This window comes from Agrobacterium sp. YIC 4121 (genome assembly GCF_002008205.1).
GTDB lineage: Bacteria > Pseudomonadota > Alphaproteobacteria > Rhizobiales > Rhizobiaceae > Agrobacterium > Agrobacterium leguminum.
The window spans coordinates 86,867-100,097 of sequence record NZ_MRDI01000010.1 but is presented as its reverse complement, the minus strand read 5'-3'; the positions used below and the strand labels follow the sequence as shown (position 1 = coordinate 100,097).

The following is a 13,231-nucleotide window of genomic DNA, read 5'->3' as shown; positions in this document are numbered from 1 at the left end:
GCCGGCCATTTTTTACCGAATCGCCGCGACCTGGCCGTTCTATGCGCGTTACGAAGCGCAAAAACCGCTGGAATCAGAAGGTTGGCGGTGTGCAGGCGCTGATGACCTCACACGGCACGGGACCGACGCAACGGAAACGATGCGGCCTGCGGCTTTCGAAATAATAGGCGTCGCCCGGCCCGAGCACCCGCCTCTCCTCGTCGACCGTCACTTCCAGCCGCCCGGAGAGAATGATTCCTCCTTCCTCGCCATCGTGAACGAGCGGAACCTTGCCGGTATCGGCGCCCGGCTGGTAACATTCCTTGAGGATTTGCAGGCTGCGGCCGAAGACATTCTCGCCCACCTGCCGGAAGGATATCGGCCCCTTGCCGATTTCAACCAGCTCATCCGCCCGGTAAAAAGCCTTGCGGCTCGTCTCCGGCTCGAAAGCGAAAAACTCAGCAAGGCCGATCGGTATGCCGTCGAGAATGCGTTTCAGCGCGCCGACGGAAGGGTTCGAGGTATTGGATTCGATCAGAGAAATCGTCGAATTGGTGACACCGGCACGCCTTGCCAGTTCTCGCTGGGAAATATTGTGGCGCAGCCGCAAATGGCGCAAACGCCCGCCTATATCCACCGACATGCCTGAGCCCCCGTTGCCCTTGTTCGAAATATCGAAAACCCGAGTTCAGGCCTATAGCATTTTCAATGGCTTGGCCACAGAGAGAAAAGGGCTTGTTCAGTCGCGAAAATAGCATTCAATCACCGGCAACGAACAGGAGACCACCATGGACAACCCGAGCCGATCCAATTCCACCTCGCTTGACAGCTACTGGATGCCGTTTACCGCCAACCGGCAGTTCAAGGCCAATCCCCGCCTGCTGACGAGCGCCGAAGGCATGTATTACACCAGCAATGACGGTCGCCAGGTTCTCGACGGCACGGCTGGCCTTTGGTGCGTCAATGCCGGCCACGGCCGCCAGCAGATCGCGTCTGCCGTCAAGCACCAGCTTTCGACAATGGATTACGCGCCCTCCTTCCAGATGGGCCACCCGGTTGCCTTTGAATTCGCCGAGCGGCTGGCGGAGATTGCGCCCGGCCCGGAAGGTGCGAAACTGGACCGTGTCTTCTATACGGGCTCCGGATCGGAATCGGTCGATACGGCGCTGAAGATCGCCATTGCCTATCAGCGCGCCATCGGCCAAGGCACCCGCAGCCGGTTGATCGGTCGTGAGCGCGGTTATCATGGCGTCGGTTTCGGCGGCATCTCCGTGGGCGGCCTCGTCAACAACCGTCGTGTTTTCCCGCAAATTCCCGCAGACCACCTGCGTCATACCCATGATCCTGCGAAGAACAGCTTCGTGAAGGGCCAGCCCGAGCACGGCGCCGAGCTTGCGGACGATCTGGAACGTCTGGTCGCCCTGCATGGCGCGGAAACCATCGCCGCCTGCATCGTCGAGCCGGTCGCCGGCTCCACCGGCGTGCTGGTGCCGCCGAAGGGTTATCTGGAGCGGCTGCGCGCCATCTGCGACAAGCACGGCATCCTCTTGATCTTCGATGAGGTCATCACCGGTTTCGGCCGCATGGGCTCCACCTTCGCCACCAAATATTTTGGCGTTACGCCAGATATCGTCACCACCGCCAAGGGGCTGACCAACGGCGCGATCCCGATGGGCGCGGTCTTCACCAGCCGCAAGGTGCACGATGCGCTGATGCATGGGCCGGAAAACCAGATCGAGCTGTTCCACGGCTATACCTATTCCGGCCACCCCGTCGCCTGCGCCGCTGGCATCGCGACGCTCGACATCTATCGCGATGAGGGCCTTTTCACCCGCGCGGCCGAATTGCAGGATGTCTGGCACGACGCCATCCATTCCCTGAAGGGCCTGCCGAATGTCATCGACATCCGCACCATCGGCTTCATCGCCGGCATCGAGCTGCAATCGCGCGACGGTGCTACCGGCGCACGCGCCTATGATGTCTTCGTGGATTGCTTCGAGCGCGGCCTGCTCATTCGCGTCACCGGCGACATCATCGCCCTTTCGCCGCCGCTGATCGCCGAAAAATCCCATTTCGACGATATTGTTTCGATCCTCGGCGACGCCCTGAAACGCGCGCAATAAAAGTACAAATTCTAATATAGAAAGGGCTGCAATACAAAATGCAGCCTTTTTTGCATTTATCGAGCCTTCAGCGGAAATAGAACATTTATTAAGCATGTTCTATTATGTTCCTAAAGTATAACAATTGCGTGGGAACGCTCATATGGCCTCGATTCAAAAAAAGATAATATTGGCAGGCATTGCAATCTTTTCCATCACCGGCAGCGCCGCGGGTGTCGGCATATGGGCGGCGGAGACGTTGAACCGTAACAGCGAATATGTGGCGCTTTCGGCGGACGTGCTTCGCAACCACATGCAGGCGGACATGATGCATGACGCGCTGCGGTCAGACGTGCTTGCCGCCATTCTTTCCGCCGATGCCAGAATGGACCTCGACCTCAAGGCCGTTAAGGCCGATCTTGCCGAACACGAAGCCAGTTTTCGCGAAGTGATCGAGGCAAACAAGTCACTGTCATCAGACACGAATGTCAAAGCCGTCATAGACGGGGTCGAAAAGCCGCTTCTCGCCTATATTGATGCCGCCAACGCGGTGGTCGGACTTGCCGAATCCAGCCCCGAAGAGGCCATCAAGCTGATGCCGGAATTCATGCAGCAATTCTCCGCGCTTGAAAAAGCGATGGAAGCGGCTGGCGACCAGATTCAGGCGCTTTCCGACACTGCATCGGCCGAAAGTGAAAAGACCAAGGCGGCAATCAACCTCGCCTTACAGGGACTTCTGGTTCTGGCGGCGCTTTTCTCCACCGGGCTTTTTCTGCTCACCCGCAAATCGATTATCCGTCCCATCCTGCAATTGTCGAAAAATATGGAGACGCTGGCGGGCGGCGATACGTCTCAACCGCCCTCAGGCACGGACCGCAAGGACGAGATCGGCTCCATGTCCAGCGCTGTCGAGATTTTCCGACAGGCCGCCATCGCCAACCGGGCACTAGAGGAGCAGGCAGCGGCGGCCCGCAGGCAGGCGGAAGCCGATCAGGAAGCAACGCGGCGGCAGGCGGAAGAAGACGCTTCGGAAAGGCTGCGCATCGCAACCTCCGGCCTTGCGGCCGGCCTCAAGCGGCTCGCCTCCGGTGATCTGGCCTTCCAGTTGAATGACGCCTTCGCCCCACAATTCGAGGCCCTGCGTCATGATTTCAACACCTCGGTCCGGCAATTGGCCGAGACCCTTTTTGCCATTTCCGACGGGATAGGCACAATCGACGGCAGCAGCCGGGAAATCGCCGCAGGTGCCGGCGATCTTTCCCGCCGCACCGAAAATCAAGCCGCCTCCCTTGAGCAGACGGCAGCGGCGCTCGATGAAATCACCGTCAATGTCTCGAATGCCAACAAGCGGGCCGCAGAAGCGCGGCTCGCTGCCACCGATGCCAACCATAGCGCCCTGAAATCGGTGGAGGTGGTAAGCCATGCCGAGGAAGCGATGCGCCGTATCGAGGCCTCGTCGCGGCAGATCACCGGCATCATCGGCGTCATTGACGAAATCGCCTTCCAGACCAATCTTCTGGCGCTGAATGCCGGGGTTGAGGCTGCCCGCGCCGGCGAGAGCGGCAAGGGCTTTGCGGTTGTTGCACAGGAGGTGCGTGATCTCGCCCAGCGCTCGGCAAAGGCCGCAAGCGAAATCCGTGACCATATCCGGCAATCGTCCGTGGAGGTCGAGAGCGGCGTAAAGCTGGTTCTCGATACCGGCACAGCACTGAAGGATATCAGTGAACGCATCGCCGGCATCGACCGCCATATGAATGCCATCGCCACATCGGCCACCGAGCAATCGACCGGTCTGTCCGAAATCAACGCGGCGGTGAACTCCATGGATCACGCCACCCAGCAAAATGCGGCCATGGTGGAGCAATCCACCGCCGCGTCAGCCACGCTTGCCTCGGAAACAGCAAAGTTGCGTGCCCTGGTGTCGCGCTTCCGCCTGGAAATGGAAACGGCCGGCAATCAGGATCAGCCACGCCGAGTAGCTTGATGTCTGCGACGAGGCGCGGATATCTCCGCCAGATGCAGGAAATCAGCCAGCACGCATCCACGGCGAGCCTCCGCCGTGGGTGGAACTCCAGCGATCAATAAGTCTGCATCGGTTGCGAGAGGCCGTCGCCGATCACGCCGTTACCATATTGCGCCACAGGCACACCTTCCTGGCCGATCGGCACGCCCTGCTGTGCGGGGCCGAGCGCCGTCACCACGATCGGCGTGCCATCGGGCACACGGTTGTAAAGGTCGATGATATCCTGGTTGAGCAGGCGCACGCAGCCGGAGGATACCGACTTGCCGATGGTCCACCATTCCGGCGAGCCATGCAGGCGGTAGATCGTGTCCTTGCCATCCTTGAAGATATAGAGCGCGCGCGCACCGAGCGGGTTCTTGAGCCCCGGCTCCATGCCGCCGTTGCGGCTGCTATAGGGTTCCAGTTCCGGCTGGCGCGCGATCATCTCATCGGGCGGCGTCCAGCGCGGCCATTGCCGCTTGTACTGAATGACACCGCGACCGGCCCATTCAAAGCCCGCGCGGCCGAGGCCGACGCCATAACGCATGGCCTGATTGTTCTCATAGGTGAGATAGAGGAAATGATTGGCGGTATCGACGACGATAACGCCGGGGCGTTCACCCGTCGGGTTCGCCACCATCTGCCGCAGGAACTGACGCGGAATCCGCTTGTAGGGGATTTCCGGCAGCGGGAACTGCTCGTCCGGCTTGGGACCATACATCAGGGCATACATCGGGTCGTCCGCGGGTGCTGCAGGCCGGGCGGCCTCACGCGCAGTTGTGTTGCAGCCCGCAAGGCCGGCAAGCGCCAGTCCACCTGCTCCAAGCAGGAAACCCCGCCGGGTCGTCGTCGTCTCGTTCAATTGAAAAACCTCATTTACGTCATCTCGCGCCGGCAAAGGGATCTGCCAGCGCCGCCTCTGGGCGGCTGATTGGGTACTTCGTGCCGGAAACCTGCGATGCCATGGCCTTGGCGCCGTTCGATTTCAAAATGGCCCGAAAGCTCGGATGCATGCCGCCGTCTACATACGCGCTGAGCGGGCTGGAAGTTCCCTCACTCATGGCGGCGGCAAATTTTTGTTGCTCTTCGGCCAGCCTCGAAGCCACCAGCGGATCCTGCTGGTTGATGGCCGGCGGGCAGGCCGCCAGCGGATCGGCAGGTTCGCCTTCGGCAAATTCACTGTTGAAGACATAACGACGGCCGCAGACGGAAACCTTGGGCTGCCGGCGCGTTACCTCGAAATAGTCATAGCCTTCTTTCAGCGTCTTCCAGAACGGCATATTGGGGTCGTCCCGATGCGCCACCATATTCCGGGCGCTCATGCGGAAGGGATAGGCCTGTACCTGAAAGCGGTCCTGCCCGCCCTGAAGCGCACGCGCCACGATGGCGTAGATCTCGCCGACCTGCTGATCGGTCATGGCGTAGCAGCCGGAAGAGGAGCAGGCGCCATGCACCATCAACGCCTCACCGGTGTAACCGAGCGCCGATTCCAGCCGGTTGGGATAACCGAGATTGAAGGAGACGTAATATTGTGAGTTCGGGTTCAACATGCCGGCCGAGACATGATAAAACCCTTCCGGCGCCTGCCGGTCGCCCGTCTTCATCTTGGGGCCGAGCTTTCCGGACCAGCGGCACATGGGATAGGCCTTGAGCAAGGCGTAGTTTCCGGTCTTGTCGACCTTCCAGACCTCAAGCTCGCTTTCCTGCTTGAAAATGCGAACGAGAACCGGACTTTCCGGGCGCATGCTCTTGGCCGACATCTGCGCCATCATCTTGGACGACAGTTTCGGCGGGTCTTTCTTGACGCTGTCCAGCCCCATGGAAGTGCACGCGGCAAGGCCGCCACCGATCGCAACGATCGCGGCCATTCTTGCCCCTGCCCTTACCTTCTGCCGCAACCCCGCAACCGCGAAATCCAGCAATGCCTGCATGCCCATGGATCGTTCTGCCCGCCTGATTTGCCCGCCTTTCCGGCAGATGCTTAACTATCGAAGGTGGCCACAACACGGCAACCTCGCCCATGGACAAAGTCTCGTGAACAGACGTTACCCATTCGTTAATCATAAGGACACAAGCCCGTGATGGTGTGGCCGTGAAAGTGCGAGCCGCGATTATCGCAGCAGCCCCTGGCCGCCATCGATCCATACCGGCGTGCCGGTAATGTGGCGGGACGCATCCGACGCCAGGAAACCGATCAGCACAGCGACATCGTCGCTCGTCCCCGCCACGCCGCCGGTTACCGGAATATCCCCAGCCGGGAAACGAACTGGAACCTCCGTTTTTTCCCGCCCGCGTATATCGGTATTTTCATCGATTGCCGTTTCGATTTCGCCCGGACACACCACGTTGACGCGAATACGGTGACGCCCCAGCTCCAGCGCCAATTGTTGCGCCATGGCGAATTGCCCGGCCTTCGTCACGGAATAGGCCGTAGCACCGGGCGATGTGAAGGTGCGGGTGCCATTGATCGACGAAATGATGACGATGGACCCGCCACCGGCCGCTTTCAGATGCGGCACGCTGACGTGGACGGTGAGATAGGTGCCGCGCAGGTTGATGCGGATCGTATCGTCCCATTCAGAAGGTTTCAGCTCATCGATGGGCGCCCAGACGCCGTTAACGCCGGCATTGGCCACCACGACATCAAGCCGGCCGAAATTCTCAACCAGCGCTGCGACCGCGTGACGCATGGCCGCTTCATCCGCCACATCGGCGACGAGCACCTTCGAAGAACCGGATGCGGCGCCGATCTCCCGGGCGACATCGTTCAATTCCGATTCGGTGCGGCCCAACAGACCGACCGCGAAACCCTGCGCCGACAGATGAAGGGCGGCGGCGCGCCCAATGCCGGAGCCAGCGCCGGTCACCAGTGCAACTTTGCGAGCAGCCAATGTCATCGCCCTCCTTTTCGCGAAGCAATGGACGTGACCGTCGCCGAGACGGGATCACTCGCCGGAAAGCTGTCCTCCAGCCCCTCTTCCAACTCTTCCTCCAGAATGTCGCGATCCTTCGATGTGCGGGCGCTCGCCTGTCCGTGCGGAGCTTCATCCTGCGCCGTACCTAGAGCGGAAAATTGCGAGGGCGCATCTGCCCCCTGGCGCGTTCCGAACGCGGTCAGTTGCACCATCACCGCGCTCGCCCGCTTGATGGCCTCGGCATCGTCGATCCCTTCAAGACCGTCGGCGAGGCGAACCGAGACCTGATCGCCGTCGTTGCCGACGAACTCGATTGAGATAACCCCGTTATTGCGTTTTACATAGGTCGTCGAAAGTTGCATGACATGCCCTCCGGCTTGGAAAGCACCGGTACGAGTCCGATGCTGGAAAACGGTTAGAACCTGAATTCCAAACGACGGCAGAGCGGAAGGGTTCCAGATGAATCAGGCCTTTGGCCCGGAAATCCAGGAGAGTTTTTTCCTGCGCGACGCGCTGGATGTGGCCCGCGCCCTCATTGGCGCGGAGTTCCGCATCGGCAATACCGGCGGCATCATCGTGGAGACCGAAGCCTATCATCCGGACGACCCGGCATCCCACAGTTTTAACGGGCAGACCCCGCGCAACAGGGCAATGTTCGGCCCGGCCGGCCGTCTTTATGTCTACCGGTCCTATGGTATTCACTGGTGCGCCAACTTTGTCTGCGCCCCGGGTTCCGCCGTGCTTCTGCGCGCCATCGAACCCCTGACCGGCATAGACATGATGAAACTGCGACGGGGAACTGACAAGCCAAAACTTCTCTGCTCAGGCCCGGGCAGGCTCTGTCAGGCGCTGGCGATTACGGGGGAGATGGACGGCGCGCCACTGAACGCAGCGCCGTTTTTGCTGCGGTTGCCGAAAGAAGCCGCAGCCGTCACCAGCGGCAGACGAATCGGCATCAGCCGCGCGACGGAATATCCGTGGCGCTTCGGCCTAAAGGGCTCGGCTTTCGTCAGCAAGAAATTCGAGAACTGAGAGACCTGACAGGCGCGAGCACCTTCGGCGGCCCGTCATTTTCGTCGGGATTGGGTGTCGGCACCTCGTCCGGCAACCGGTCGGGTTCCGGTTCTTCCACCGGCGGGATATCCGGCTGCGGCGGCACGGGCATCGGCGGTTCGGGATAGGGTTCGACGGGAACGGCTGGCATCGCGGCCTCCTGATAAACACGCTTGGCCACGATGGGCACAAGCTGCGTTTTTATCTCGTGCGACAGCGCCTTTGCGCTGTCGTCAATCAGGCGGCGCAACACCCAATTCGCCCACCGGTCAAATGCCGGTCAGGTCCTTTCGGTCCGGTTGCGCCGCCCTGCGGGTCGTCCAGGAAAACGCGGGCACGGCCTGTCCGTTCCGTTTTTTTAGGAATGTTTTTGAAATGGCTCAGGCGAAACCGAGGGCGCTGCGGGAAATATCTCGATTTTCGCAATAGTCGCGGGAGTGAGCCTCGTGACCATGCTCGCGGGCGGTCGAACGGTTTAGTTCCGGGCTCGGAACGTTGAGCAGCGCATCGGCATAGGTGCCGGTCGCCTCGACATCATCGATCACAGTCTGCTGTTGCGGTTTTAAAAATTCAAACATCCGTCCACCTCCTTAGACACGTCCCCTCAACGCGCCGGCCCGGGTCCTGTTCCATAACGCCCGTGACTGTTCCGATTATACATGAGACGGCGCGGACGTATAGATGACGAAAGGCGAACGTTATCAAACGACGTTCACAAAATGGAGTGGAATCAGTGAGCTATGGCGACAAGTTCAGGCGGGGCCGACGGATTCCCGCAAGATGAGCTCGACCGGCCACAATTCCTGAACCTCGCGGACGGGACGGCCGCCGATGATCTGCAAAAGCAGGTCCGTCACCCGCATGCCCGCCATGCGCATGGGCGAGCGGGTGGTGGAAAGCGGCGGCATCATGCTTTCCGGCGTAAGATAAGGAAACACGTCGTCATGGGCGATGACGGAGACATCCCTGCCGATCGTCAACCCCATCTGCGTCGCAGCGCGATAGACACCCTGCGCCGTCATCATCGCACCCGCCACAAAGGCCGTCGGGCGCGGCGTCTGTTCCAGCAGCGAGCGGGCGAAACGAAAGGCCGTCTCCTCGCTGAAGTGCTCATTCATCATGAAACGCGGATCCGGCGTAATGCCGTGCGTGGCCAGCGCCTCGCGAAAACCCTGCTCGCGGTCCTGCACAAAGGTGCGGCCGACCGGACCATTGATAAGGGCGATGCGCCTGTGTCCGCGCTCCAGAAAATGGATCGTCGGACGATAGGTCACATCGTGATTGTCGATATCGAGCCAGGCATGTTCGAACGGCGTCTTTGAGCGACCATGCACGATGAAGGGCACGCCCAACCGGTTGAGCAGCGCGATGCGTTCATCTTCCGGACGCGGCGAATGCACGATGATGCCATCCACCCGGCCGCTCGCCGCCAGCCGGCTGAAAATCGCCAGTTCCTCATCGAGATTATTATCGACGGTAACGCTGACGAGAATATCGGTCTCCTCCCGTTCCAGACGCGTCGCCATGCCGCCCATGAATTCGGAGAAGAAGTGCCCGCCGCCCGAACGGCCCATGACGACACCGATGGCGCCCGCCCTGCCCGTCGCCAGCCTGACAGCATTGGCATTCGGCCGGTAGCCATATTTCAGCGCAGCCTCCATCACCCGCTGGCGCGTTTCCTCGCGCACCTCGGGGTAGCCGCCCAGCGCCCGGCTGACGGTGGTGGGCGAGAGCCCGACTTTCTCTGCGAATTCCTTGAGCTTCATAATTTTTTGCCAATTTGCCCCTGCATGCGTCGCCGCCGCGGATTTTTCAAGCCGACAAAAATTGAAAACGATTTCAATTTTCCTCCACCTGAAACCTTACAGTTGATCATTCCCAAAGGCAAACGCCGAAAAATTGCAGGCGAAAACGGCCGATTTCCGGGGGATTAGAAAGAGTATTGACAGATTGCTCGGCTTTTGAGAGCCTCGCGTCGGTCAAAAGCGCTTTCAATTTTGAGGACAATCGGAAGCGTCAACGGAGGAGTTTGACAATGAATATTTCCATGAAGACTTTGTTCCTGTGCGGAGCGGCGTTTTCCGCCGCTGTTTCGGCTGAGGCGGCCGAGCTTTCCATCGCCGCCAATTCGACAGGCAAGAACGTCGCGTTCTTCCGCGAACGGATCGCCGCCTTCGAGAAAGAGACCGGTCACAAGGTCAATCTCGTCACCATGCCGTCATCGTCCAGCGAACAGTTCAGCCAGTACCGGCTGTGGCTTGCCGCCGGCAACAAGGATGTCGACGTCTACCAGACGGACGTGATCTGGGCGCCGCAGCTGGCCGACCAGTTCGTGGATTTGACCGCAGCGACGAAGGATGTCATCGGCGATCATTTCCCTTCCATCGTCGCCTCGCAGACGGTTGACGGCAAGCTCGTCGCCATGCCGATGTTCACCGACGCGCCGGCGCTTTTCTATCGCAAGGACCTTCTGGAAAAATATGGCAAGCAGCCGCCGAAGACCTGGAAGGAACTGAGCGAGACCGCCAAGGAAATCCAGGACAAGGAGCGCGAGGCAGGCCAGAAGGACCTCTGGGGCTTCGTTTTCCAGGGCAGCGCCTATGAAGGCCTGACCTGCAACGCCCTGGAATGGATCGCTTCCGCAGGCGGCGGCCATATTGTCGAGACCAACGGCGATATCTCCGTCAACAATGAGAAGGCCGCAGCCGCCATCGAAACCGCCAAGGGCTGGGTCGGCACCATCGCGCCGCAGGGCGTGCTCGCTTATAAGGAAGAGGAAGCGCGCGGCGTCTGGCAGACCGGCAATTCCGTCTTCATGCGCAACTGGCCCTATGCCTATGCACTGGGTAATGGCGACGACAGCGCCATCAAGGGCAAGTTCGGCGTCACCCCGCTACCAGCGGGCGCGGAAGGCGAAGCCCCTGCTTCGACACTCGGCGGCTGGAACCTCGCCGTTTCGAAATATTCCGACGATCAGGAAGCGGCCATTCAGCTCGTGAAATTCCTGGCATCAAAAGACACCCAGAAGATGCGCGCGATTCAGCTCTCCAACATGCCGACTATCGCATCCCTTTACGACGACAAGGACGTCGCTGCCGCGCAGCCCTTCATGCCGACATGGAAGCCGATCTTCCAGACCGCCGTTCCGCGTCCTTCCGCCTCGGCCAAGGTGAAATATAACGAGGTTTCCGCCAAGTTCTGGGGCGCCGTGCACAACACGCTCTCCGGCAACGGCACGGCAGCGGAAAATCTCGAACTTCTCGAGGTTGAACTGACCGATCTCAAAGGCAACGGCTGGTAATCCGGCCCGCGCGGGAGGCGGTCTTGACTGATCGTCTCCCGCGCCCCAACCGCGAGATATCCCCATGAACGACATCGCCCTTCAAAGACCGGTCGCGGCATCCGACGCCGGCACCGGCTCTGACCTGCAGTCGGAAAGACTGAAATCCGCCTGGCTGTTTCTTGCCCCCACATTTCTGGTGCTGGCGCTTGTGGCGGGCTGGCCGCTGGTGCGCACCGTGTGGTTTAGCCTCACCGACGCCTCGCTTACCAATCTCGACGGGGCGCAGTTCGTCGGCCTCAAGAACTACCTCACCTGGATCACGCTCAGCAGCGGCCGCACCATCTATCGCGGCCTGCTTGCCGATCCCGCATGGTGGGGCGCGGTTCTCAACACGCTCAAATTCACCATCCTTTCCGTCAGCTTCGAAACCGTGCTCGGCCTCATCGTCGCGCTGGTGCTGAATGCCGAATTCAAGGGACGCGGCCTCGTGCGTGCCGCAATCCTCGTGCCCTGGGCCATTCCCACCATCGTTTCGGCGCAGATGTGGGCGTGGATGCTGAACGACCAGTTCGGCATATTGAACGACCTGTTCCTCAATCTCGGACTGATCTCCAACAAGATCGCCTGGACCGCCAATCCCGAAACCGCGATGATCGCCGTGCTAATCGTCGATATCTGGAAGACCACGCCTTTCATGGCGCTGCTCATCCTCGCCGGTCTACAGATGGTGCCAAAGGACATGTATGAGGCGGCAAAGGTGGATGGCATTCATCCCATCAAGGTGTTCTTCCGCGTCACTTTGCCGATGATCCGCCCGGCCCTCATGGTCGCCGTCATCTTCCGCATGCTGGATGCGATGCGCGTCTTCGATCTCATCTATATCCTGACGCCCAACAACGCCCAGACCCGCACCATGTCGGTGCTGGCGCGTGAGAACCTGTTCGATTTCGACAAGTTCTCCTATGGCGCCGCCGCCTCCACCATGCTGTTCCTCATCATCGCCTCGATCACGGTCATCTATATGTGGCTCGGGCGCGTCAACACCGATGGAGCCGCGCGATGACCCTGCCAAGCATCCTGAAAACCACCGCTTTTTATGCGCTGGTCGCCATCATAATGGTGATTTCGGTATTCCCGTTTTATTACGCGATCCTGACGAGCCTGAAATCCGGCTCGGCGCTGTTCCAGGTCAATTATTGGCCGCGTGACTTCTCGCTGACCAATTACAGCTTCGTCATCGGCAACGGCACGTTTCTGCGCAATCTCGGCAATTCGCTGTTCGTTGCATCTTCGGTCGTCGTGCTATCGCTGTTTCTTGCGGTAACGGCCTCCTATGCTCTCGCCCGCGTCCGCTTCCGTGGCCGCGCGCTGCTGCTGCTCACCATCCTGTCGGTTTCGATGTTCCCGCAGATCGCCGTGCTCGCCGGCCTGTTCGAACTGATCCGCTGGGCTGGAATCTTCAATACGCCCTTGGCGCTGATCTTTTCCTACATGATCTTCACCCTGCCCTTCACGGTCTGGGTGCTGACAACCTTCATGCGCGACCTGCCGATCGAGATCGAGGAAGCGGCGATTGTCGATGGTGCAACGCCATGGGTTATCATCACCCAGGTCTTCATGCCGCTGATGTGGCCGGCGCTTGTTACCACAGGGCTTCTCGCCTTCATCGCGGCGTGGAATGAGTTCCTCTTCGCGCTCACCTTCACCTCATCGAACGAGCAGCGCACGGTGCCTGTCGCCATCGCGCTTTTGTCGGGCGGCTCGCAGTTCGAAATTCCATGGGGAACGATCATGGCAGCGTCCGTCATCGTCACAGCACCCCTCGTCGTCCTCGTTCTGATCTTCCAGCGACGCATCATCTCCGGCCTCACCGCCGGCGGCGTCAAAGGCTAGGAGA

General features: G+C 60.3%; 14 protein-coding genes. 6 read left to right on the top strand and 8 right to left on the bottom strand.

Translation table 11 applies throughout. The annotated features are described in order from the left end of the window. Nucleotides 1–73: 73 nt before the first annotated feature. Nucleotides 74–622, bottom strand: a complete 549-nt coding sequence (locus BTE54_RS11535) for a cupin domain-containing protein (protein WP_003523802.1) — start codon at nucleotides 620–622, stop codon at nucleotides 74–76. A gap of 145 nt (nucleotides 623–767) precedes the next feature. Here BTE54_RS11535 and BTE54_RS11530 point away from each other — a divergent pair, with 145 nt between their 5' ends. Both BTE54_RS11530 and BTE54_RS11525 read left to right on the top strand, forming a co-directional pair. Then, nucleotides 768–2,102 carry an aspartate aminotransferase family protein gene (locus BTE54_RS11530; RefSeq protein WP_078052536.1) on the top strand — a complete coding sequence of 445 codons (1,335 nt, stop codon included), beginning with the start codon at nucleotides 768–770 and terminating at the stop codon, nucleotides 2,100–2,102. Nucleotides 2,103–2,244: 142 nt separating this feature from the next. Continuing rightward, a complete protein-coding gene (locus BTE54_RS11525) occupies nucleotides 2,245–4,065 on the top strand; it encodes a HAMP domain-containing methyl-accepting chemotaxis protein (RefSeq protein WP_078052535.1) in 1,821 nt (606 codons plus the stop codon). Between the two features lie 94 nt (nucleotides 4,066–4,159). Here BTE54_RS11525 and BTE54_RS11520 read toward each other — a convergent pair whose 3' ends face one another. The 4 genes from BTE54_RS11520 to BTE54_RS25085 form a co-directional block, all read right to left on the bottom strand. Further along, on the bottom strand, nucleotides 4,160–4,945 hold the full coding sequence (locus BTE54_RS11520) for a L,D-transpeptidase (RefSeq protein WP_020811492.1): 786 nt from the start codon (nucleotides 4,943–4,945) through the stop codon (nucleotides 4,160–4,162). Between the two features lie 19 nt (nucleotides 4,946–4,964). Then, complete coding sequence (locus tag BTE54_RS11515; RefSeq protein WP_198939133.1) at nucleotides 4,965–6,020, bottom strand: murein L,D-transpeptidase family protein; 1,056 nt, start codon at nucleotides 6,018–6,020, stop codon at nucleotides 4,965–4,967. A 174-nt stretch (nucleotides 6,021–6,194) separates the two neighbouring features. Continuing rightward, nucleotides 6,195–6,980, bottom strand: a complete 786-nt coding sequence (locus BTE54_RS11510; RefSeq protein ID WP_078052534.1) for an SDR family NAD(P)-dependent oxidoreductase — start codon at nucleotides 6,978–6,980, stop codon at nucleotides 6,195–6,197. Next, complete coding sequence (locus tag BTE54_RS25085) at nucleotides 6,977–7,360, bottom strand: hypothetical protein (protein WP_198939132.1); 384 nt, start codon at nucleotides 7,358–7,360, stop codon at nucleotides 6,977–6,979. Before BTE54_RS25085 ends, BTE54_RS11510 begins: the two co-directional genes overlap by 4 nt. 97 nt (nucleotides 7,361–7,457) lie before the next feature. Between BTE54_RS25085 and BTE54_RS11500 the strand changes: the two genes are divergently transcribed. Continuing rightward, a complete protein-coding gene (locus BTE54_RS11500; protein ID WP_078052533.1) occupies nucleotides 7,458–8,030 on the top strand; it encodes a DNA-3-methyladenine glycosylase in 573 nt (190 codons plus the stop codon). On the opposite strand, the gene BTE54_RS11495 is transcribed toward BTE54_RS11500, so the two are convergent. The 3 genes from BTE54_RS11495 to BTE54_RS11485 form a co-directional block, all read right to left on the bottom strand. Next, nucleotides 8,008–8,202 (bottom strand): hypothetical protein, encoded by a 195-nt coding sequence (locus BTE54_RS11495; protein ID WP_078052594.1) that lies wholly within the window; start codon nucleotides 8,200–8,202, stop codon nucleotides 8,008–8,010. The genes BTE54_RS11500 and BTE54_RS11495 overlap by 23 nt on opposite strands. 229 nt (nucleotides 8,203–8,431) lie before the next feature. After that, nucleotides 8,432–8,629: a hypothetical protein gene (locus tag BTE54_RS11490; protein ID WP_003523793.1), complete on the bottom strand. Its 198-nt coding sequence runs from the start codon at nucleotides 8,627–8,629 to the stop codon at nucleotides 8,432–8,434. Between the two features lie 174 nt (nucleotides 8,630–8,803). Then, on the bottom strand, nucleotides 8,804–9,817 hold the full coding sequence (locus BTE54_RS11485; protein ID WP_078052532.1) for a substrate-binding domain-containing protein: 1,014 nt from the start codon (nucleotides 9,815–9,817) through the stop codon (nucleotides 8,804–8,806). 269 nt (nucleotides 9,818–10,086) lie between these two features. Here BTE54_RS11485 and BTE54_RS11480 point away from each other — a divergent pair, with 269 nt between their 5' ends. The 3 genes from BTE54_RS11480 (at nucleotide 10,087) to BTE54_RS11470 (ending at nucleotide 13,227) form a co-directional block, all read left to right on the top strand. After that, a complete protein-coding gene (locus BTE54_RS11480) occupies nucleotides 10,087–11,352 on the top strand; it encodes an ABC transporter substrate-binding protein (protein WP_078052531.1) in 1,266 nt (421 codons plus the stop codon). Between the two features lie 64 nt (nucleotides 11,353–11,416). Further along, nucleotides 11,417–12,397 carry a sugar ABC transporter permease gene (locus BTE54_RS11475; RefSeq protein WP_078052530.1) on the top strand — a complete coding sequence of 327 codons (981 nt, stop codon included), beginning with the start codon at nucleotides 11,417–11,419 and terminating at the stop codon, nucleotides 12,395–12,397. Then, complete coding sequence (locus BTE54_RS11470; RefSeq protein WP_078052529.1) at nucleotides 12,394–13,227, top strand: carbohydrate ABC transporter permease; 834 nt, start codon at nucleotides 12,394–12,396, stop codon at nucleotides 13,225–13,227. Before BTE54_RS11475 ends, BTE54_RS11470 begins: the two co-directional genes overlap by 4 nt. Nucleotides 13,228–13,231: the final 4 nt, after the last annotated feature.

Bases quoted from the DNA above. Each gene is read 5' to 3' on its own strand.
- BTE54_RS11535 (WP_003523802.1), bottom strand. From the start codon at position 622: ATGTCGGTGGATATAGGCGGGCGTTTGCGCCATTTGCGGCTGCGCCAC.
- BTE54_RS11530 (WP_078052536.1), top strand. From the start codon at position 768: ATGGACAACCCGAGCCGATCCAATTCCACCTCGCTTGACAGCTACTGG.
- BTE54_RS11525 (WP_078052535.1), top strand. From the start codon at position 2,245: ATGGCCTCGATTCAAAAAAAGATAATATTGGCAGGCATTGCAATCTTT.
- BTE54_RS11515 (WP_198939133.1), bottom strand. From the start codon at position 6,020: ATGGGCATGCAGGCATTGCTGGATTTCGCGGTTGCGGGGTTGCGGCAG.
- BTE54_RS11510 (WP_078052534.1), bottom strand. From the start codon at position 6,980: ATGACATTGGCTGCTCGCAAAGTTGCACTGGTGACCGGCGCTGGCTCC.
- BTE54_RS25085 (WP_198939132.1), bottom strand. From the start codon at position 7,360: ATGCAACTTTCGACGACCTATGTAAAACGCAATAACGGGGTTATCTCA.
- BTE54_RS11500 (WP_078052533.1), top strand. From the start codon at position 7,458: ATGAATCAGGCCTTTGGCCCGGAAATCCAGGAGAGTTTTTTCCTGCGC.
- BTE54_RS11495 (WP_078052594.1), bottom strand. From the start codon at position 8,202: ATGCCAGCCGTTCCCGTCGAACCCTATCCCGAACCGCCGATGCCCGTG.
- BTE54_RS11490 (WP_003523793.1), bottom strand. From the start codon at position 8,629: ATGTTTGAATTTTTAAAACCGCAACAGCAGACTGTGATCGATGATGTC.
- BTE54_RS11485 (WP_078052532.1), bottom strand. From the start codon at position 9,817: ATGAAGCTCAAGGAATTCGCAGAGAAAGTCGGGCTCTCGCCCACCACC.
- BTE54_RS11480 (WP_078052531.1), top strand. From the start codon at position 10,087: ATGAATATTTCCATGAAGACTTTGTTCCTGTGCGGAGCGGCGTTTTCC.
- BTE54_RS11475 (WP_078052530.1), top strand. From the start codon at position 11,417: ATGAACGACATCGCCCTTCAAAGACCGGTCGCGGCATCCGACGCCGGC.
- BTE54_RS11470 (WP_078052529.1), top strand. From the start codon at position 12,394: ATGACCCTGCCAAGCATCCTGAAAACCACCGCTTTTTATGCGCTGGTC.